Source organism: Thioalkalivibrio sp. ALE28 (genome assembly GCF_000377425.1).
Taxonomy (GTDB): Bacteria; Pseudomonadota; Gammaproteobacteria; order Ectothiorhodospirales; family Ectothiorhodospiraceae; genus Thioalkalivibrio.
On the sequence record NZ_KB898097.1, the window covers coordinates 37,033 to 56,175 of the forward strand.

At 67.7% G+C, this 19,143-nt stretch carries 14 protein-coding genes and 2 riboswitches; of the genes, 3 read left to right on the top strand and 11 right to left on the bottom strand.

Annotation, left to right across the window (positions count from 1 at the left end):
• Positions 1–22: 22 nt before the first annotated feature.
• Both znuB and D105_RS0106415 read right to left on the bottom strand, forming a co-directional pair.
• A complete protein-coding gene (gene znuB / locus D105_RS0106410; RefSeq protein ID WP_018875825.1) occupies positions 23–844 on the bottom strand; it encodes a zinc ABC transporter permease subunit ZnuB in 822 nt (273 codons plus the stop codon).
• Positions 841–1,623 carry an ATP-binding cassette domain-containing protein gene (locus tag D105_RS0106415; RefSeq protein ID WP_018877889.1) on the bottom strand — a complete coding sequence of 261 codons (783 nt, stop codon included), beginning with the start codon at positions 1,621–1,623 and terminating at the stop codon, positions 841–843. Before D105_RS0106415 ends, znuB begins: the two co-directional genes overlap by 4 nt.
• A 98-nt stretch (positions 1,624–1,721) precedes the next feature.
• Here D105_RS0106415 and znuA point away from each other — a divergent pair, with 98 nt between their 5' ends.
• A complete protein-coding gene (gene znuA / locus D105_RS0106420) occupies positions 1,722–2,915 on the top strand; it encodes a zinc ABC transporter substrate-binding protein ZnuA (RefSeq protein WP_018877890.1) in 1,194 nt (397 codons plus the stop codon).
• 153 nt (positions 2,916–3,068) lie between these two features.
• Here the strand turns inward: znuA and D105_RS0106425 are convergent, their stop codons facing one another.
• From D105_RS0106425 to D105_RS0106465, 9 genes are all read right to left on the bottom strand, one after another.
• The gene (locus D105_RS0106425) at positions 3,069–3,428 is read right to left on the bottom strand and encodes a diacylglycerol kinase (RefSeq protein WP_028484892.1); all 360 of its coding nucleotides are present in this window, start codon (positions 3,426–3,428) and stop codon (positions 3,069–3,071) included.
• The gene (locus D105_RS0106430) at positions 3,418–6,993 is read right to left on the bottom strand and encodes a PAS domain S-box protein (RefSeq protein ID WP_018877891.1); all 3,576 of its coding nucleotides are present in this window, start codon (positions 6,991–6,993) and stop codon (positions 3,418–3,420) included. The genes D105_RS0106425 and D105_RS0106430 overlap by 11 nt, the downstream gene beginning before the upstream one ends.
• A 32-nt stretch (positions 6,994–7,025) precedes the next feature.
• A complete protein-coding gene (locus D105_RS0106435) occupies positions 7,026–9,398 on the bottom strand; it encodes a PAS domain-containing protein (RefSeq protein WP_018877892.1) in 2,373 nt (790 codons plus the stop codon).
• A 244-nt stretch (positions 9,399–9,642) separates the two neighbouring features.
• Entirely contained in the window at positions 9,643–11,151 is a 1,509-nt protein-coding gene (gene gcvPB / locus D105_RS0106440; protein WP_018877893.1) for an aminomethyl-transferring glycine dehydrogenase subunit GcvPB, read from the bottom strand.
• Between the two features lie 82 nt (positions 11,152–11,233).
• A complete protein-coding gene (gene tpx, locus D105_RS0106445; protein WP_018867859.1) occupies positions 11,234–11,761 on the bottom strand; it encodes a thiol peroxidase in 528 nt (175 codons plus the stop codon).
• A 62-nt stretch (positions 11,762–11,823) separates the two neighbouring features.
• The gene (gcvPA, locus tag D105_RS0106450) at positions 11,824–13,176 is read right to left on the bottom strand and encodes an aminomethyl-transferring glycine dehydrogenase subunit GcvPA (RefSeq protein WP_018877894.1); all 1,353 of its coding nucleotides are present in this window, start codon (positions 13,174–13,176) and stop codon (positions 11,824–11,826) included.
• Positions 13,177–13,260: 84 nt separating this feature from the next.
• A complete protein-coding gene (gene gcvH, locus D105_RS0106455) occupies positions 13,261–13,653 on the bottom strand; it encodes a glycine cleavage system protein GcvH (RefSeq protein ID WP_018877895.1) in 393 nt (130 codons plus the stop codon).
• Positions 13,654–13,726: 73 nt separating this feature from the next.
• Positions 13,727–14,827, bottom strand: a complete 1,101-nt coding sequence (gcvT, locus tag D105_RS0106460; protein ID WP_018877896.1) for a glycine cleavage system aminomethyltransferase GcvT — start codon at positions 14,825–14,827, stop codon at positions 13,727–13,729.
• A 120-nt stretch (positions 14,828–14,947) separates the two neighbouring features.
• Positions 14,948–15,059: riboswitch (glycine riboswitch) on the bottom strand.
• Position 15,060: 1 nt separating this feature from the next.
• Positions 15,061–15,162, bottom strand: a riboswitch (glycine riboswitch).
• A 327-nt stretch (positions 15,163–15,489) separates the two neighbouring features.
• Positions 15,490–16,410, bottom strand: coding sequence for a ZIP family metal transporter (locus D105_RS0106465; RefSeq protein WP_018877897.1), 921 nt, complete (start codon positions 16,408–16,410; stop codon positions 15,490–15,492).
• A 181-nt stretch (positions 16,411–16,591) separates the two neighbouring features.
• Here D105_RS0106465 and D105_RS0106470 point away from each other — a divergent pair, with 181 nt between their 5' ends.
• Together D105_RS0106470 and nadC are read left to right on the top strand one after the other, a co-directional pair.
• The gene (locus tag D105_RS0106470) at positions 16,592–17,983 is read left to right on the top strand and encodes a sodium:alanine symporter family protein (RefSeq protein ID WP_018875834.1); all 1,392 of its coding nucleotides are present in this window, start codon (positions 16,592–16,594) and stop codon (positions 17,981–17,983) included.
• Positions 17,973–18,881, top strand: a complete 909-nt coding sequence (gene nadC, locus D105_RS0106475; protein ID WP_018877898.1) for a carboxylating nicotinate-nucleotide diphosphorylase — start codon at positions 17,973–17,975, stop codon at positions 18,879–18,881. Before D105_RS0106470 ends, nadC begins: the two co-directional genes overlap by 11 nt.
• Positions 18,882–19,143 lie beyond the last annotated feature (262 nt).

The window sequence follows — 19,143 nt, forward strand, 5'->3', positions numbered from 1 at the left end:
TTCGTGGTGAATACAAAGGGGTTCAGCGGCCGCCGAAATGGGGGATCAGGCGGCCCGGCAGCAGGTGGACGAGGATGAAGCCGAGCATCGCGGCAACCACGATGGTCGGGCCGGTCGGCGTGTCGTACTGGAAGGAACCCCACAGCCCGGCCCCCACTGCCAGCATGCCGATGATGCCGGCAAGGATCGCCATCTGCTCGGGGGTGGTGGCGAAGCGCCTTGCACTGGCGGCCGGGATGATCATCAGCGCGGTGATCAGCAACACCCCGACGACCTGCATCGCCGCCGCGATCACCAGCGCGATCAGCAGCATCAGGCCCAGCCGTACCAGCAGCACCGGTACCCCCTCCACCTGCGCCAGCTCCTCGTGCACCGTCAGCGCCAGCAGCGGGCGCCACAGGACGATCAGCAGCAGCAGGGCCACGGCACCGCCAATGGCGATCGACAGCAGGTCCCCGGTCCCGACCGCGAGGATGTCGCCGAACAGGTAGGCCATCAGGTCCACCCGCAGCCCCTCGATAAAGGTGATCGCGACGATCCCCAGCGACAGCGCGCTGTGCGCGAGGATCCCGAGCAGCGTGTCCGCGGCCAGTTCCTGGCGGCGTTGCAGCAGCACCAGCAGGATCGCGATGGCCACGCATACCAGCGTGACCATCAGGTTCAGGTTCAACCCCAGCAACACCCCGAGGGCCACGCCGAGCAGGGCCGAATGCGACACGGTATCGCCAAAATAGGCCATGCGCCGCCAGACCACGAAGGCCCCCAGCGGCCCGGCCACAGCCGCCACCATCAGGCCCGCCAGCAGCGCGCGCACCAGGAAGTCGTCAAGCAGCCCTTCCATCATCGGGACCCACCTCCGCCGGGGCCTGACGGCCGACCATGGGCACAGCCGGCATGATGCTCATGCACCTCCCCGGCCACGTCATGCACGTGGTCGTGATCGTGCCGGTAGACCCCGATGCCCTGCATGTCCGACTCCGGGAACAGGCGCTGGTATTCCGGGTGCCGCGATACTTCTTCCGGCCGCCCGGTACAGCACACATGCTGGTTCAGGCAGATCACCGCATCCGCCCCCGCCATCACCAGGTGCAGGTCGTGCGAGACCATCAGCACCCCGCAACCCGTCTCGTGGCGGATATCGTCGATCAGCTTGAACACCTCGCCCTGGCCGACGATATCCACCCCCTGAGCCGGTTCGTCCAGCACGAGCAGGTTCGGTCGATTGAGCAGCGCGCGGGCGAGCAGTACCCGCTGCATCTCTCCCCCGGAGAGCGACTGCACGGGCTTGTGCAGCAGGTGCGGCACCCCCACCCGTTCGAGCCGTTCCCGCAGCACCGCCTCCGGGGCCCGCTGGCGCAATGTCAGAAAGCGCTGCACCGACAGCGGCAACACCGGCTCGATCTGCAGGCGCTGGGGCATGTAGCCGATGCGCAGGCCGCGTCGGCGCTGCACCCGACCCCGCCCCGGTTTCCAAAGCCCCAGCAGGACGCGCAGCAGAGAGGTCTTGCCAGCTCCGTTGGGGCCGATCACCACCGTCACCTCGGCCGGTCGCACCTGGACGGAGACCTGATCCAGGATTACCCGACCCGCACGCTCCAGCGATACGTCACGAGCCGCCAGCAAGGGCGATGCGTCGATTTCCGCTGCAGCGGGCTGGGAAGGGCTTTTTCGGATCATGTTGGTATAGTATAACGTTGATAGCCCCGATGGAGAATCCGCCCATGCGTTCCGCCTTTCGCCGTCCGATCTTCCCCGCCCTGCTGCTGGCCCTGGCGTTGCTGCCGGGGCTGACCGTTCCCGCTCAGGCGGACGCGCCGCGCATTGTCACTTCGATTCTACCCGTCCACAGTCTGGTTGCCGCACTGGCCGGCGATACCCACGAGGTCGAACTGCTCGTCCCGGCCAGCGCATCGCCCCACGGCTACGCGATGCGGCCTTCCGAGGCGCGCCGCCTGCAACAGGCCGACGTGGTCATCTGGGTCGGCCCGGAGCTGGAAGGCTTCCTCGAGCGGCCGCTGCGCGGGATCTCCGACCGCGCTACCGTGATCAGCCTGATGCACGACCTCGACCTGGACCTGCTGGAAGGCCGTAGCGGCGGCGTATGGGAAGGTCATCACGACCATGGCGACCACGGACATGACGCGCGCGGCGATCACCACGAAGCGCTCGACAGGCATGAACACGACCACGCTGACCACGAGCACGGGGACCACGAGCACGGGGACCACGAGCACGGGGACCACGGACACACCCATGACGAGCATGCCCCCGATGCACACGGGTCGGACGGGCACGGGCACGGGCACGGGCACGGGCACGGGCACGGGCACGGGCACGGGCACGGGCACGGCGAGCATGACCACGACCACGGGCACGGGCACGCGCACGGCGGTGTCGACAGCCACCTGTGGCTGTCGCCGGCTGTGGCGACGGCCGTCGTCGAACAACTGGCCGACCGCCTCGCGGAACACGACCCGGACCAGGCCGCCACCATCCGCGACAACCGGGATCGCCTGCTCCAGCGCATCAAAGACCTGGATGCCGGGATCGCCGAACAACTGGCGCCGGTGCGCGACCAGCGCTTCATGGTGTTCCACGACGCCTACCAGTACTTCGAGCGGCACTACGGCCTGAACGCGGCCGGCTCCATCAGCGTCGACCCGTCGCGCATGCCCGGGGCGCGCCGACTGTCCGAACTGCGCACGCGCCTGGCCGAGGGCGATGTCACCTGCCTGTTCACTGAACCCCAGTTCCGCCCGGCCCTCGCCGAGACCGTGGTCGAGGGTACGGACACCCGCCTCGGCATGCTCGACCCCATCGGGGCGGAGCTGGAGCCGGGCCCGGATGCCTGGTTCGACCTGATGCAGGGCCTGGCCGACGGCTTCACCGACTGCATGGCACAGGCCGCGCGGTGACCGCCACACGCCCCTCGGCCGTCATCCCGGCCACCGCGAAGCGGTGACCCGGGATCTGGCTCCTCGTGGCAACCCCCAACACCGGAGATCCCGGCCCTACACTTTGCTGCGACCCGAGTGGGCCAGGGAAGCGGCACGGATGCCCTTCTGCGATCAGAGCAGAACCAGGCCCCAGACCAGTGCCGCCAGCAGGAAGCTGACCAGCACGGCGGCCGAGGCAATATCCTTGGCCCGCGCCGACAACGGGTGATGCCCGTCGCCGAAGCGGTCGATCGCCGCCTCCACCGCCGAGTTCAGCAGTTCCACCACCAGGATCAGCAGCACGCTGCCCGCCAGCAATGCGCGTTCGACGCCATCCTGCCCCAGCACCATCGCCAGGGGCAGGAGTACGACCGCCAGCGCCAGCTCCTGGCGAAATGCGGCCTCGTGACGGAATGCCTCGCGCAGCCCGCGCCAGGAATACCCGAACGCGTGCCACACCCGACTCAGGCCGCGACGCCCGCTATGCGCCATCGGGTTCGTCCCCGGTCCGGACGACCGAACCTGCCGGCCGGTCCGCGATCGCCACCCGGTTGCGACCCTCGCGCTTTGCCCGGTAAAGCGCCTCGTCGACCCGGCGCAACAGGTCACTGCGCGGTTCGCCAAAGGTGAAGGCCGCCACCCCGAGGCTGATGGTCACGCGTCCCACCTCGGGGAAGGCATATTCGGCCACGCGTGCGCGGATCGATTCGGCGACCCGTGCACCCGCCTCCGCGTCGTCCCCCGGCAGCAGGACCATGAATTCCTCGCCGCCCCAGCGCCCCAGCACGTCCGAAGCGCGCAGGCGCTCGCCCGCCACCCGGGTGACGTCCTGCAACACGACATCCCCGGTGGCATGGCCATAGGTATCGTTGACGGCCTTGAAATGATCAAGATCGAACATCACTAGGGAAAAGGCCTGTCCATAGCGTTCGGCACGCCGGAGTTCGCGGTCCAGCAGGCTTTCGAAGTACCGCCGGTTGGCGACACCGGTCAGACGGTCGTAAAACGCCTGACGCTCCAATTCAGCCTGATTGCGCTCCAGCTCCATCTGCGTGGTCTTGAGTTCGGTGATATCGACGGCGGTGCCCGCGACTCGGGTAACGTGACCCTCCGGATCCGTCACCGGATAGCGGTGGACGCGCACCCAGCGTTGCTCCCCATCCGGCCGCCGGATCCGGAAAGTCTCGTCGGTCCGGGCATTCCACAGTGGCTGCGCCAGAAAAACGGATTCCACCCGTGCCCGGTCCTCCGGGTGTACCGCCTCCAGCATCGCCGCCGGATCGCGCAACAGATGTTCACGACTGTAGCCCCAGACCCGCTCGTAGGCCGGGTTCACGTACAGGATGGAGTCCGCGTCCTGGAGCCAGAAGACCTCGTTGACCGAGCCGGCCAGCTGGCGGAATCGCTGCTCACTCTCGCGCAGGGCCTCTTCGACCGCCTTGCGCTGCGAGATGTCGCGCAGGATGGTGGAGATCTGTCGCACATCCCCGTGGCCATCGCGGCGTACGACAATCACCTGCGACACTGGCACCTCCCGACCCTGGGCGTCGAGTATCGCGGTCTCCCCTTCCCAGACCCCGTCCCGCATCGCGACGGGTGCGGCCTCCTGAAGGATCTGGTCGGCCGCCCAGGGCGGGTGGAACCGCCGAATCGCGGTCTCCAGAGAGCCCGTTTCGGCCGGCAGATCGCGGCTGTTCCAGCCGCCTTCGGGATCCCAGGGCTCCCCGGAGGACAGGGGCAGGCCGAACAGACGCCGCCCGGCACCATTCAGGAACAGCATGTTGCCGGCCGGGCCGTGCATCGCGACCACGTCCGGAGTGGACTCCAGGATGCCGACCAGCCGGCGCAGGTTCTCCTCCAACGCGTGGCGTTCCGTCACGTCCTGCACGGTCCCCATCATGCGACAGGGTTTGCCCCCTGCATCGTGTTGCGTCGATCCGCGTGCATGGACTACGCGCTCGCGCCCGTCGGGGCGCACGATCCGGAAATGGATGTCGTACTCACCACTCTCCAGCGAGGCCTCGACCGTCGCGGCCACGCGATCGCGGTCGTCCGGGTGCACGGCCTGCAGGAATCCCGCGTAGTTCGCCTCCTGATCTTCCTTGCGCAGACTGAAGAGACGGTAGACCTCGTCCGACCAGTGTGTGCGATCGGCCGCGATGTCCCAGACCCAGCTCCCCATGTGCGCGATGCGCTGTGCCGCGGCAAGCTCCTCGCCCCGCGCGCGCAGGGCGTCCTCCATAGCTACCTGCTCGGAGATGTCGATCATCACCCCGTGCCAGACGATGCTGCCATCCGGGCGCGGTGCCTCCGGGGTCGCGCGACCCTCGACCCAGAGCGTCCCGCGCAGTGGATGACGTACGCGATAACGGACCTGCCAGGGGCCCATGGTGCGCGCCGACTCCTCGATGCTCGCCTGGATACGCGGAAGGTCGTCTGGATCGACCCGGGCAAAGGCGGCATCCGCGTCCTCCTGGATGAGATCGGGAGAAACCCCGTACACCCGCTGCGCACCCTCGCTGACAAACGGGAATTCATGACGACCGTCCGGATACAGCCGGTACTGGTAGATCGCACCCGGCAGATGACCGGTCGCCTTCAGCAGGTGGGCCTCGCGCTCGCGCCGGGCCGTCTGGTCCTGGAACGAGACCACGGCGCCGTCCACCCGACCGGACACGTCGAATGTGGGTGCGGCAAACACACTGACCGGGAACAGGCTCCCGTCGGTGCGCACGAAGTGATCATCCCAGGCCTCCAGTGGCCTGCCCGTCTCGAGGACGCGGTAGATGGGACAGGCCTCCGGCGGGTAGGGCGTCCCATCTGTCAGCACGTGATGGTTGGTCGAATGCGATTCCTGCCCCAGGGCATCCAGCTCCCGTTCGAAACCCAGCAGACGGCAGGCCGCCGGATTCAGGAAGGTGTAACGGCCATAGCGATCCAGTCCGAATACGCCTTCGGCAAGGCTTGCCAGCAGGCGCGTCTGGAACGCCTCGGCCGCGCGCAGCTCGGTGATGTCCTCGATCACCCCGTCGAACACACACTGACCGTCCGCATCCTCGGTCCGGTAGGCGGTAATCCGGGCGCGGAAGGGGCGCCCCCGCAGCGTCTTCAGATCCACCTCGCGTCCGACCACCCGCCCGTACGCCGCCAGATCGCGACTGAGCGCCGTCCGCTCGGCAGGGTCCCGGTAGAGCTCGCGGACCGGCGTCGATCGCAGCTCGGTCTCGGTCGCGGCCTCGAACAGCTCCACCATCGCCGGGTTGAGCCGCACGAAGCGGCCCTCCGGCCCCGGTGTATTGCGGTAGACGCCCACCGGCAGCCGGCCGAACGCCACCCCGTAGAACTCCAGCTCGCGTTCGTAGCGGCGGGTCTCCGAGACATCGTGGATGATCGAGTAGAGGTAGCGCCGGCCGTCCAGCACCACCGGACCCGAATACACCTCGACATCGCGCACGTCGCCACCGCAGACGCGGTGCCGGAAGCGGAAGAACCGGCGCTCCTCGCGCGCCGCCCGGGCCATCTCGGCGCGTACCTCGGCCGCCGACAGCGTATTGATCTCGTGGATGTGCATCGCCTTGAGCCGCGCGACCGAATAGCCGTAAAAGGCCTCCGCGGCGGGGTTGGCATCCACGATGGCACCGTCCTCGGGATCGATCAGCAGCTTCGGCGCGGTATTGGAGGTAAAGGTCTGCTCGTAGACCCGGGCCGCCGAGTCACCCGGCTCCCGGCGCTGCACCGTGGCCAGCCGCCCGTCCGGATCGGGCGCCAGCACAACCGTGCAGGCCACCGCCGCTCCGCCTCGATCACCCGGGGCCGCAAGCGCCAGGTCCAGAGTGACTTCGCTCGCGCTGGCGCCGGCCAGCGCATCGCGCAGGGCCTTGCGCGCGTCCTCGGGGACACACTCGGCCAGCGACTGTCCCTCGAGATCCTCCGCGGCACAGCCCAGCCAGTCCGCCAGGCGCGCGTTGGCGGCCCGCACGCGACCGTTCGCGTCCAGGTACAGCAACCCCACGGCCGCGCGATCGAACAGACCGTCACGCCCGGATTCTGCCGGCATACCCCCCGCTCCGGCTTGGCGTCCATGGTCGTTCAATCGCGTCGCACCACCTGATTTCGCCCGGAGTGCTTGGCCCGGTACATCGCGTCGTCCGCGCGTTTGATCCAGTCCTTGATCGCCTCGCCCGGGCGGCATTCGGCCACCCCCAGACTGATGGTCACCGATCCCACATGGGGCAACTCCAGCGCGGCCACCTGGCGCCGCAGGTCCTCCGCCAGGCGACAGGCCGCCTCGGCCTTCGTGCTCGGGAGCAGGACCATGAACTCCTCCCCGCCCCAGCGACCCAGCACATCGGCCTGGCGCAGCCGATCGCTCGTGGTGGCGACCACGCGCCGGAGCACCTCGTCCCCGACATCATGACCATGGGTGTCGTTGATCCGCTTGAAATGGTCCAGGTCCAGCATCACCAGCGAGCAGGGGTCCGCATAGCGATCGGCGCGCCGGGCCTCCTGTTCCAGCAGGGCCTCGAAGTGGCCGCGATTCGCCGCATCGGTCAGCGGATCGTAGAAGGCCTGGTGCTCCAGCGCCGCCTCCAGCTCCTTCTGCCGCGAGATGTCGTGAAACACCGCGACGTAGTACTCGATCGCCCCGTTGGCATCCCGGATCGCGGTGACGATCTCGTGCAGCGGGAAGACGCGGCCGTCCTTGCGCCGGTTCCATACCTCGCCCGACCAGTGCCCCTGCTCGCGCACGGCCCGGAACATCTCCTCGTAGAAGCTGCGGTCCTGGCGGCCGGAGTTCATGATCCGGGGGTTCCGGCCCAGCGCATCGGCCTCGGTGAAGCCGGTCAGCTCGGTGAAGGTGGCGTTGACACGCTGGATCGTCCCCTCAACGTCGGTGATGAAGATCGCCTGACTGCTGTCGAAGGTCGCCGCCAGCAGGCGCTGCTCGCGCTCCAGCTGGTGACGCTCGGTGATGTCCTGCACCGTCCCGATCATGCGCAAGGCCCGGCCGTCCTCGGCGAATTCGACGTAGCCGCGCTCGTGCACCACGCGTTCCTCGCCGCCGGGGCGCAACACGCGATGGGTGGTATCGAACGTTCCTTCCCCGGCCATCGCCGCATCCACGTCGGCCTGGATACGGTCGCGATCGTCGGGATGGACGGACTGCATGAAGGCCTCGTGCGTCCCGCCCCATTGGCCGCGACGCAGGCCGAAGATCCGGAAGACCTCGTCGGACCAGCGAATCTCGTTGCGCACGAAGTCCGACACCCAGTTGCCGATGTGGGCAATCCGCTGGGCCTCGGCCAGTTCGCGCTTGCGCAGATGGAGCGCCTCCTCGGCCTGCACCCGCTCGGAGATATCCAGGATCACGCCGTGCCACAACACACTGCCGTCGTCCAGGGCCTCGGGGCTGGAATGCCCTTCCAGCCAGATCTCGCCACGCTCGGGATGACGCACCCGGTAGCGCTGGCGCCAGGGCGCCAGGCAGCGCATGGACGCCTCGATGCTCGCCCGCACCCGGTCCACGTCCTCGGGATGGATCACCTCGAAGACACTGCTGGCGTCGCGCATCACCGCCTCGGGCGTAACCCCGTAGATATCCACGATCCCTTCGCTGGCATACGGGAACGCCGCATGCCCGTCCGGGAACTGGCGGTACTGATAGATCACCCCCGGCAGGTTCTGCGCGATCTTCTCGAGGTGACGCTCCGTTTCCACCCGCGCGCCCACATCCTGGTAGGCGCCGATCAGCTCGACCACCGCCCCCTGGTCGTCCCGGATCGCGGTGATCTGGTCCTCCAGCCACTGCCAGTGCCCGCCGGGCATGCGCTGGCGATAGTTCAGGCGACAGAACCCGCGGGCGCCTTCCGCCAGCCAGCGCTTGACCTGGCTTGCGCAGCGCCGGTAGTCCTCGGGGGCGAGATGGGTGGCGAGCCAGTCCGGCTCGCGCGTGATCTGCTCCGGACTCCAGCCGGTCACCGTCTGCACGTTGCGGCTGAGCCAGGTCATGGTGCCCAGATCCGACGGATCCATGGTGTAGATCACCGCCGGGCTGGCCCGCAGCAGGGTCTCGGTGCGCTGCTCGGCCGCCTTGCGCGTGCCGATGTCGGCGACCACCACGAGCAGGGCCTCGGGACATTCCTCGGTGGCCGGGATGCGGCTGGTCGTCATCTCCACCCACTGGGCCTGGTCGGTGGCATCCAGTAGCCGAGCCTCGACCTTGCCGTTGCCGCACCCGCCATTCAGCAGGGCATGGCGATGAGCCTCCACCCGCTCGCGGTCGTCCGGGCAGACGTGCGCTTCCAGCGTGGCACCGGCCAGATCCGCCGGATCAAAAGCCAGCAGGGCCCCAAGGCGGGGATTGGCGCGCAGGATGCGCCCCTCGGTATCCATCTCGGCCAGCCCCACCGGCGCATGTTCGAACAGCGCCGCATAGCCGTGGATGCCACAAATCTCGCTCATTGGATTGCATTCCTTGCCCGTCTTGGTCTCTCTTGACGGAGACTTGATCGACACACGCTCGCGGTGCCGGCTGCCCTCGGGCCTGACAGTGCTTGAGTAGACTGAATCCAGAAACTACCAGATGCCGAGTCTGGTTTCTGCTTGACCCTACAAAATCGCGATTACTGCCGTGCAAAACGAGAACGCCCCCGGCGAGCGGGGGCGTCTCGAGCAGGGCGCCGAAGCGCCCGGGGTGGATCCGACCCTAGCCGTGAGTACCGGTCCGGGGCGCGCTGTCGTCCCCTTCCTCGGCGGGCTGGAACACCACATCCAGCGCCTTGGCCGCGGCCACCTCGTTGAAACGCCGATTGGGCAGCGTGTGCGGGGCGGCCTTGATGGTCTCCATGTCGTTCTCCGACTCGGCCAGGATGCAGGCCATCGCCTCGACGAAGCCGTCCAGCGTCTCCTTCGATTCGGTCTCGGTCGGCTCCACCAGCAGGCACTCCGGCACCAGCAGCGGGAAGTACGTCGTCGGCGCGTGGTAACCGTGGTCCAGCAGGCGCTTGGCGACGTCGCCCGCGGTCAGGCCGCGTTCCTTCGCCTGCTTCTTCAGCGTGACGATGAACTCGTGGGTGGCGCGGCGCTTGGGATAGGCCAGATCGAAACCGGCCGCGGCCAGTTCCCGGGCCAGGTAGTTGGCGTTCAGGGTAGAAAACTCGGAGACCCGCACCATGCCCTCGCGGCCCAGCATGCGCATGTACACATAGGCGCGCAGCAGCACGCCGGCATTACCGGCAAACGCGGACAGGCGGCCGATGCTCTGCGGGCGGTCGGACTCCTCGGCAAAACGGTAACCGCCCTGCTCCGCTTCGATCACGTGCGGGATCGGCATGAACGGCAGCAGGCGTTCGGAGACCCCCACGGCACCGGAACCCGGACCGCCCCCGCCATGCGGCGTGGAGAAGGTCTTGTGCAGGTTCATATGGATCACGTCGAAGCCCATGTCGCCCGGGCGGACCTTGCCGAGGATCGCGTTCAGGTTGGCGCCGTCGTAGTACAGCAGCCCGCCGGCATCGTGGACGATTTTCGCGATCTCGGAGATGCGCCGCTCGAACACGCCCACGGTGGACGGGTTGGTCAGCATGATCCCGGCCGTCTGCGGGCCGACCGCGGCCTTCAGGGCCTCGATATCCACGTCGCCGGTCTCGTCGGTGGGGATCTCGCGCACCTCGTAGCCGCACATGATCGCGGTCGCCGGATTGGTGCCGTGCGCGGCGTCCGGGACAATGATCTCGCGGCGCTCGGTATCGCCGCGGGCGTCGTGGTAGGCGCGGATCATGGCCACGCCGGTGTACTCGCCCTGGGCACCCGCCATCGGCGCCAGCGACACGGCCTTCATGCCGGTCACTTCCTTCAGCATCTCCTGCAGCTCGAACATGGTCTGCAGGAAGCCCTGGCTGTGGCTGGCCGGGGCGTGCGGATGCCGGTTCAGGAATCCGGGCAGCATCGCCAGGCTGTTACAGGCGCGCGGGTTGTACTTCATCGTGCACGAGCCCAGCGGGTAGAACTCGGTGTCGATGGAGAAGTTCTTCTGCGACAACCGCGTGTAATGCCGCACCACGTCCAGTTCCGAGGCGGCCGGCAGACCCGGCTCGGACTTGCGCTGCAGGTTCGCGGGGATGCGGGTCGCGGCATGCTCGCGCGGCGCCTGGGCCACGGCCGAGCGACCGGCGCGGGAACGTTCGAAGATGAGATGGGCGTCTGTGGTGCTCATAGCGGTTTCTCGCTTGCATATTCGGGTGACGACGGCCGAGCTGGGGCCCGGCCGCCGGCGGCGCAGTGGTTCTCCGCGCCGGTTACTGGGTCGGGCTCAGGTTGGCCCGGTCATCCAGGGCCGCGAACGCGGCGTCGTAGTCCGGCTCGTCGCCGATCTCGGAGACCAGCTCGGCGTGCATCACCAGATTGTCGGTATCCAGCACGACCACGCCGCGGGCGGTGATCCCGGCCAGCGGGCCGTCCTGGATCAGCACGCCGTAGTCCTTGGCGAAATTGCGATCGCGCATCATCGACAGGACGGTCACGCGCTCGAGGTTCTCGGCGGCGCAGAAGCGGCTCATCGCGAACGGCAGATCGGCGGAGACGATCAGGATCTCGAGATCCGGACGGCTGGCCACCATCTCGTTGAACTTCTTGGTGGAATCGGCGCAGACCGGCGTGTCCAGGCTGGGCACGATGGAGATCAGCTTGCGCTTGTCGCCGAAGTCGGCCAGCGAGACATCCTGCAGATCCTTGTTGGTCAGCTTGAAGTCCGGGGCCGGCGAGCCCACATGCGGCAGGTCGCCGTTGGTGTTGATCGGGTTACCTTGCAGCTTGATTTCGGCCATGGTTGCCTCCCGGCGTTGTGTGTATGGCGCGTGGGGTCGTTGACCCGGGGAATCAGACCGCCTCAGGCGGCCTGCTCCCACGTGGTCACGTACTGCTCGAGGTCGGATTCGGTCTTGGTCTCGGTGGCGCAGGCCAGCACGCAGCCATCCAGCTGCGCGTAGTCGCGGCCCAGCTCGAAGCCCGCGAGCACGCCGGCGTCGGCCATGGTCTGCACGCGGCTGGCGGCATCGCCGCCGAAGTCCAGCGCGACTTCGTGGAAGTATTCGCCGGTAAAACGCGGCTTGATGCCCTTGGCCGCCAGCTTTTCCACCAGTGCGTGGGTGTTGGCATAGCAGGCCTCGGCCACGCGGGTCAGACCCTCGTCACCCAGCATGGACATGTGGATGGTCGCGGCCGTCACCACCAGGCCCTGGTTGGTGCAGATGTTCGAGGTCGCCTTGGAGCGGCGGATATGCTGCTCGCGCGCCTGCAGGGTCAGCACGAAGCCGGGCTTGCCGTCGGCATCCTCGGCGCGGCCGACGATCCGCCCCGGCATCTGCCGGATGTGCTTCTTCAGGGTGGTCATGAAGCCGAAGTACGGCCCGCCGGAGGACAGCGGCGCCCCCAGTGGCTGGCCCTCGCCGACCACGATATCGACGCCGTTGGTGCCCCACTCGCCCGGCGGCTTCAGCAGCGCCAGCGAGACCGGGTTCACCACAGCGATCACAGGGATGCCGCGCTCCTCGGCCCAGCCGGTCAGGGCGTCCACGTCCTCGAGGATGCCGAAGAAATTCGGCTGGCTGATCACCATGGCGGTGACGTCCTCGTCGGCATACGGCGCCAGGGCGTCCACCGGGGTCTGGCCGGTGGTCTCGTCGAACGGCAGCTCCACCAGCTCGATGCCCTGGTTGCCGATCAGCGTCCTGACCACCTTGCGGTAGTCCGGGTGCAGGGCGCCCGGCAGCAGCACGCGCTTGGCCTTGGAGCGGCGGTTCACGCGCACCGCCATCAGCACGGCCTCGGCCAGGGCGGAGGCGCCGTCATAGAGGGAGGCGTTGGAGACCTCCATACCGGTCAGGCGGCTGATCATGGTCTGGTATTCGTAGATCAGCTGCAGCGTGCCCTGGCTGGCCTCCGCCTGGTAAGGCGTGTAGGCGCTGTAGAACTCGCCACGGGTGGCGATCTGCCACACGGCGGCCGGGATATGGTGCTCGTAGGCACCGGCCCCGATGAAATTCGATGGCATGCCGTCCTTCGCCGCCCGCTCCTGCATCAGGCGGGTGATCCCCATCTCGTTCTCGCCCTCGGGGATCCCCGTGAGCGGCGGCGAGCGCAGATCGGCGGGGATCTCGTCGAACAGGTCCTCGACGGATTCGGCACCGATGCGGTCGAGCATGGCGCGGATGTCTTCTTCGGTATGCGGGATAAACGGCATGTCAGGTCTCGCTTTCGCCGATTGCGGCGAACTTCGGTTGGGTCCCGGCCGGACGCGGCCGGGACCGATGATGCACAGCTACGCTCAGGATTCGGCCTCGACGTGCGCGGCATAGGCATCCGCGTCCATCAGGACGTCCAGCTCACCGGCATCGGAGGGCTTCACCTTGAACAGCCAGCCGTCCTCGAAGGGGGACTCGTTGACCTTCTCGGGGCTGTCCGCCAGGTCCTCGTTCACCTCGGTCACCTCGCCGGAGATCGGCGCATAGATATCCGAGGCGGCCTTGACCGATTCCACGGTGGCACAGGCCGAACCCGCCTCGATGCTGCTGCCCGCTTCCGGGGCCTCGACGAACACCAGATCACCCAGCAGTTCCTGCGCGTGATCGGTGATGCCCACGGTCACGCTGCCATCGGCCTCGCTGCGCACCCACTCGTGGCTCTTGGTGTACTTCAGGTCCTTCGGTGCTTCGCTCATGACGTCTTCCTTTTTCGTTTGGATCCCGCCTGCGCAGTGTAGTCCGGCACACGCGGCATGAGGCAATAATTCGTTAGCGATTCAGTTCGATCTGCGGCTCGCCATTGCGGACGAACACCGGCTTCACCACGCGCACCGGCAGCTTGCGTCCGCGGATGTCCGCGTGCAGCTCCTCGGCCTCGACCCCGGCCGGGATCCGCGCGAAGGCGACCGACACCCCGAGGCTGGGCGAAAAGCTGCCGGAGGTGACCACGCCGTCGCCGGCCTCGGTCTCGATGCGGGTGCCGCCACGCAGCACCCCGCGCCCGTCCAGCACCAGCCCGACCATGCGTTCCGGCACGCCCTCGGCCTTCGACCGCTCGATCGGCGCGCGGCCGATGAAATCGCGTTCGGCATCCTTAAGCGCGATGGTCCAGCCAAGGTTCGCGGTCAGCGGATTGGTCTGGTCGTCCATGTCCGTGCCGTAGAGATTCATGCCGGCCTCCAGGCGCAGGGTGTCGCGCGCGCCGAGACCGATGGGGTGCACGCCGGCGGCCTTCAGCTTCTCCCAGAAACCGTCGGCGGCCTCGGCCGGCAGCATCACCTCGAAACCGTCCTCGCCGGTGTAGCCGGTGCGGGCGACGAACCAAGTGTCATTCCAGACCGCGGAGAACGGCTTGAGATCCCCGGCACTACGCAGGTCATCCGGCAGCAGCGGCAGGGTCTTCTCCACCGCCTGCGGGCCCTGGATCGCGATCAGCGCGAACTCCGGGCGCGGCTCGCCGTTCACATCGAAATCCTTCGCGACCTTCTGCATGTGGGCGATATCGCCCTCGGCAGTGGCGGCATTGACCACCGCGCGGTAACTGGCGCCCCCGGTCCAGTAGATGATCAGGTCATCGATCACCCCTCCGGCCTCGTTCAGCATGCAGCTGTACAGCGCGCGGCCCTCGGTCTTGAGCTTGGCCACGTCGTTCGCCAGCAGGTAGCGCAGGAAGGCCTGCGCCTGCGGGCCATGGATATCCACGACCTGCATGTGCGAGACGTCGAACATCCCTGCGGATTGGCGCACGTGCTTGTGCTCCTCCATCTGGGAGCCGTAGTGCAGCGGCATCTCCCAGCCGGCGAAATCGACCAGCTTGGCCCCCGCGCGCTGATGCGCGGCATGGAGCGGAGTTGTCTTCAACGTCGTCATCTGATTCTCGCCTTGCGTCCGTTTCGTGGTCGATTCGCCGGCAGCCGCCGGTGGAACCGCGAGGCCCGGTCGCCGTGCGCCGGGCATAAAAAAAGGGGCGGCCAGCAGGGATTATCTGCCAGCCGCCCCTCTGTCCTGAAACCTGAGAGTTTGCGTCGCGTCAATCCGTTTCCGGACTGCGTGACCGCCCCCTTCGGTGGGCCGTTTCCGGCCGCTCTCCAGAGTGTGTCTCCTGCACCGTTCCGGTCCTGTAGCCTGAGCGATTCCGGGCGGATGTTGCGCCTTCGGCGTCTGCCAATCGACTCGCGATCGCAGATCTCTTCCAGAACGGTGTGCGGGCATTGTCGGGCACCCGCAGACGAAACTAATTGTAGACCAAAATATCTCCGGCGCGAAAGCCCGGACGCCCGGCGGCGACTTTCCGGCCCGGAGCAACCGCTCGACCCGCGCCCCCTTCGCGCAACCGGGGCACCGTCATTGCGAGGAGCGCAGCGACGAAGCAACCTCCTTACGAAACCACCGGATGCTGACGCGCGGCCAGCTTTCGAAGGTGACTCGCTGCGCCCGCCTTTCGGGCCGCCCTGCGGCCGTTCAGCGCGCAGCGCGTTTTTGTGCCGCGTCGTCTGGGGTTCCTCGGAATGACGGTGCATGTGCGTGGCGCCCTACAGCGCCAGGTCGATCGCCAGCAGGACGACGAAACCGACCAGCACGCCGACCGTCGCCTGCGCCTCGTGCCCCTTGCGGTGCGACTCGGGGATGATCTCGTGACTGATGACGAACAGCATCGCCCCGGCCGCGAAGGCGAGCCCCCAGGGCAACAGGAACTCCATCAGCGTGATGGCGCCGGCCCCGATCAGACCACCGACCGGCTGCACCAGCCCGGTCAGCAGGGTCACCCCGAATGCGGCCCACTTGCTGTAGCCCAGCGACAGCAAGGCGATTGCCACCACCAGCCCCTCCGGCATGTTCTGCAGACCGATCGCGATGGCCAGCGCGATCCCGTCACGGACGTCATCGCCCCCGAAACCTACGCCGACGGCCAATCCCTCGGGCAGGTTGTGCAGGGCGATGGCAAAGATAAACAACCAGACACGGCGGATCTTGGCGGGGTCTGCCCCGCTTTGCGGGCCGATGTGGAAGTGTTCGTGCGGCACGCACTTGTGCAGGGCGAGCAGCGCGCCGCCCCCGAGCGCCATACCCACCGCCAGCACGACAATCGCCATACCCACGCCGCCATACTGCAGCTCGGCCTGTTCCACCGACGGCAGAACCAGCTCGAAGGCCGTGGCAGAGAGCATCACTCCGGCGCCGAAGCCCATCATCGCGTCCTCTACCGACTGGCTGATCCGGCGCAGGAAGAAGATCGGAAGCGCGCCCACGGCTGTCATCAGCCCGGCCACGAAGCTCGCCAGCAGGCCGATCTGCAGCGTACTCAGGCCGACGAGCCGCTCTTCCAGCGAAGGCCAGACCAGACTGACCAGCCAGATGAAGGCCGCCAGCGCGATCAGCGACCCGATCAGGAAGACCCGGGGGACCGGTTTGCCGTGATCGTATTCGACGACGGACTCGTTTGATTCGCTCATGCTCGATCCTTGAACGTCCTGACGGCGTGGTGTTTCTACCATGGATTCCCGGGCCGCCTGCGGGTTTCACAGGCACAGGCTATGGCCGCGGTGCGCTCAACCTATCGTAAACGACGGCCGTGCGCGGTAGAGTTTTCGGCCAGCACTGCGGCCGTCCCACCCGGATTACAAGGACCCACCGATGCTCGACACCATCGACCAGTTCCTCGGCGACACCGCCGGCCTTCTCTGGGGCAACCCGATTACCCTGATCCTGCTGCTGGGCACGGGGCTCTATCTCACCATCCGCCTGGGTCTGGTTCAGGTCGTGGCCTTCCGCGAGGGCTGGCGCGCCCTGCGCGGGTCGGACGGTCGGGCCGGCGGCACCGGACAGATCTCGCCGTTCCAGGCGCTCTCCACCGCGCTGTCCGGGACCATCGGGACCGGGAACATCGCCGGCGTAGCCACGGCCATCGCTCTGGGCGGCCCCGGGGCGTTGTTCTGGATGTGGGTCACCGCCTTCTTCGGCATGGCGACCAAGTTCGCGGAGACCACCCTGGCGGTGCGCTACCGCGAGATCGCCCCGGACGGCAGCATCGCCGGCGGCCCGATGTTCACGCTCCTCAACGGCCTGAAGATGAAGAAGCTGGCGATCCTGTTCGCCGCCTTCACCCTGATCGCCTCGTTCGGTATCGGCAACATGGTGCAGGCCAACTCCGTGGTCGACGGCCTGACCTTCATCGTGCCGGACCTGCGCGCGGACGACGACATCATGGGCTGGATGGCCCTGATCATCGGCCTGACCATGGCCGTGCTCGTGGCGCTGGTCATCATCGGCGGCGTCAAGCGCATCGCCATGATCGCCTCGACCATCGTCCCGTTCATGGCCGTGATCTACATGCTGGGTGCCTTCGTGGTGATCGTCGCCAACATCGATGCCGTCCCGGCCGCGGTCGCCACCATCCTGAACCTTGCGCTCAACCCCTGGGCGGCCGGTGGCGGGGCCATTGGTCTCGCCATCCAGTACGGCGTCGCGCGCGGCATGTTCTCCAACGAGGCGGGCCTGGGGTCCTCGGCCATGGCGCACGCCGCGGCCAAGAACGGCGATCCGCCGCGCGAGGGCTCGGTGGCCATGCTCGAGCCGTTCATCGACACCATCGTAGTCTGCACCCTGACCGGTCTGGCCATCGTGGTTACCGGGGCCTACATTGACCGCGCCGACGACGTCGTGGGTGCCTCCCTGACCGCCACCGCCTTCAGCTCCACCCTGGGCCCGTTCGGCGCCATGGTGGTAGGGATCAGCCTGATGCTGTTTGCCTTCTCCACCATGATCGCCTGGTCCTACTACGGCGACCGCTCGGCCTACTTCCTGTTCGGCGAGCGCGCGGTCATGCCCTACCGCATCGTGTTCGTCATCCTGATCGTGATCGGGGCCACCATCCCGCTGGGCGTGGTCTGGAACTTCTCCGATATCGCCAACATCGCCATGGCCGCACCTAACCTGATCGCGCTCATCCTTCTGGCCGGCCTGGTGAAGAAGCTGCGCGACGACTACGTGGCCCACCGCCCGATCCCGGATCGTCATGACGGATAAGGCCCTGGTCGCAGGCGGCCCCAGCGACCCGTTCGCCCAGGGCCCGGCGCGGCCCGATGCCGCCATGCTCGTGCGCGAGGTCGAGGCCGCCCTCGCGGAAGACCTGGGCCCCAACGGTCTGGACGGCGACCTGACCGCCGCCCTGGTCCCGGCCGAACGCGTCGCGCGCGCCACGCTGCTGCTCAAGGAGCCCGCGATCGTCTGCGGACAGGCGTGGTTCGAGCGCGTATTCACCAGCCTCGCGCCGGAGATCCGCATCGACTGGCAGGTACCCGAGAGCGCCCGGGTAACCGTGGACGGCCAACCCCGGGTGATCGCGACGCTCGAGGGGCCGGCCCGGGCCGTCCTGGCCGCCGAACGCGCGGCCCTGAACCTGCTGCAGACCCTCTCCGGAACCGCCAGCGAGACCGCGCGCTGGGTCGCGCGCCTGGAAGGCACCGAGAGCCGCGTCCTGGACACCCGCAAGACCCTTCCGGGGTTGCGGCATGGGCAGAAGTACGCGGTGCGCTGCGGCGGCGGCTACAACCACCGGCTGGCGCTGTGGGATGCGGTGCTGATCAAGGAAAACCACATCGCCGCATGCGGCTCCATCGCCGCCGCGGTCGAGCGCGCCCGCACCCTGGGTGCCGGACGCTGGGTCGAGGTGGAGACCGAGACCCTCGACGAGGTGGACCAGGCCCTGGCCGCCGGTGCCGACGTCATCATGCTCGACGAGTTGTCGCTGGACGACCTGGCCACTGCGGTGCTGCTCATTCGTGGCCGCGCGATCTCCGAGGCCTCCGGCGGAGTCACCGCCGACAGCCTGGCGGCCATCGCGGCGACCGGCGTGGACTACATCTCCGTGGGTGCGCTGACCAAGCACCTCCACGCGATCGACTACTCCCTGCGCCTGGACTAGTCCACGTCTCGCGCAGTACGGCCCCGACGATCTGCGCCGCGCTCCTCCCGTCTGCCGACGCGCCCTGTGGCCGGTCCTCGTCCGTCGTTTGGTGGCTTCGGACAGCCGTCTGCCTTGTTGAGGCTGGCCCTGGTTCAGCATCCGGTGTTTACGGTGCCTCCGGTCCACATACTGCCGTGCGCTGACTCGCCAGCGCGCCCCGAGTGACTTCTTTGCTCGTGCAAAGAAGTCACCAAGAAACACGCCCGACTGCCGCGACCCC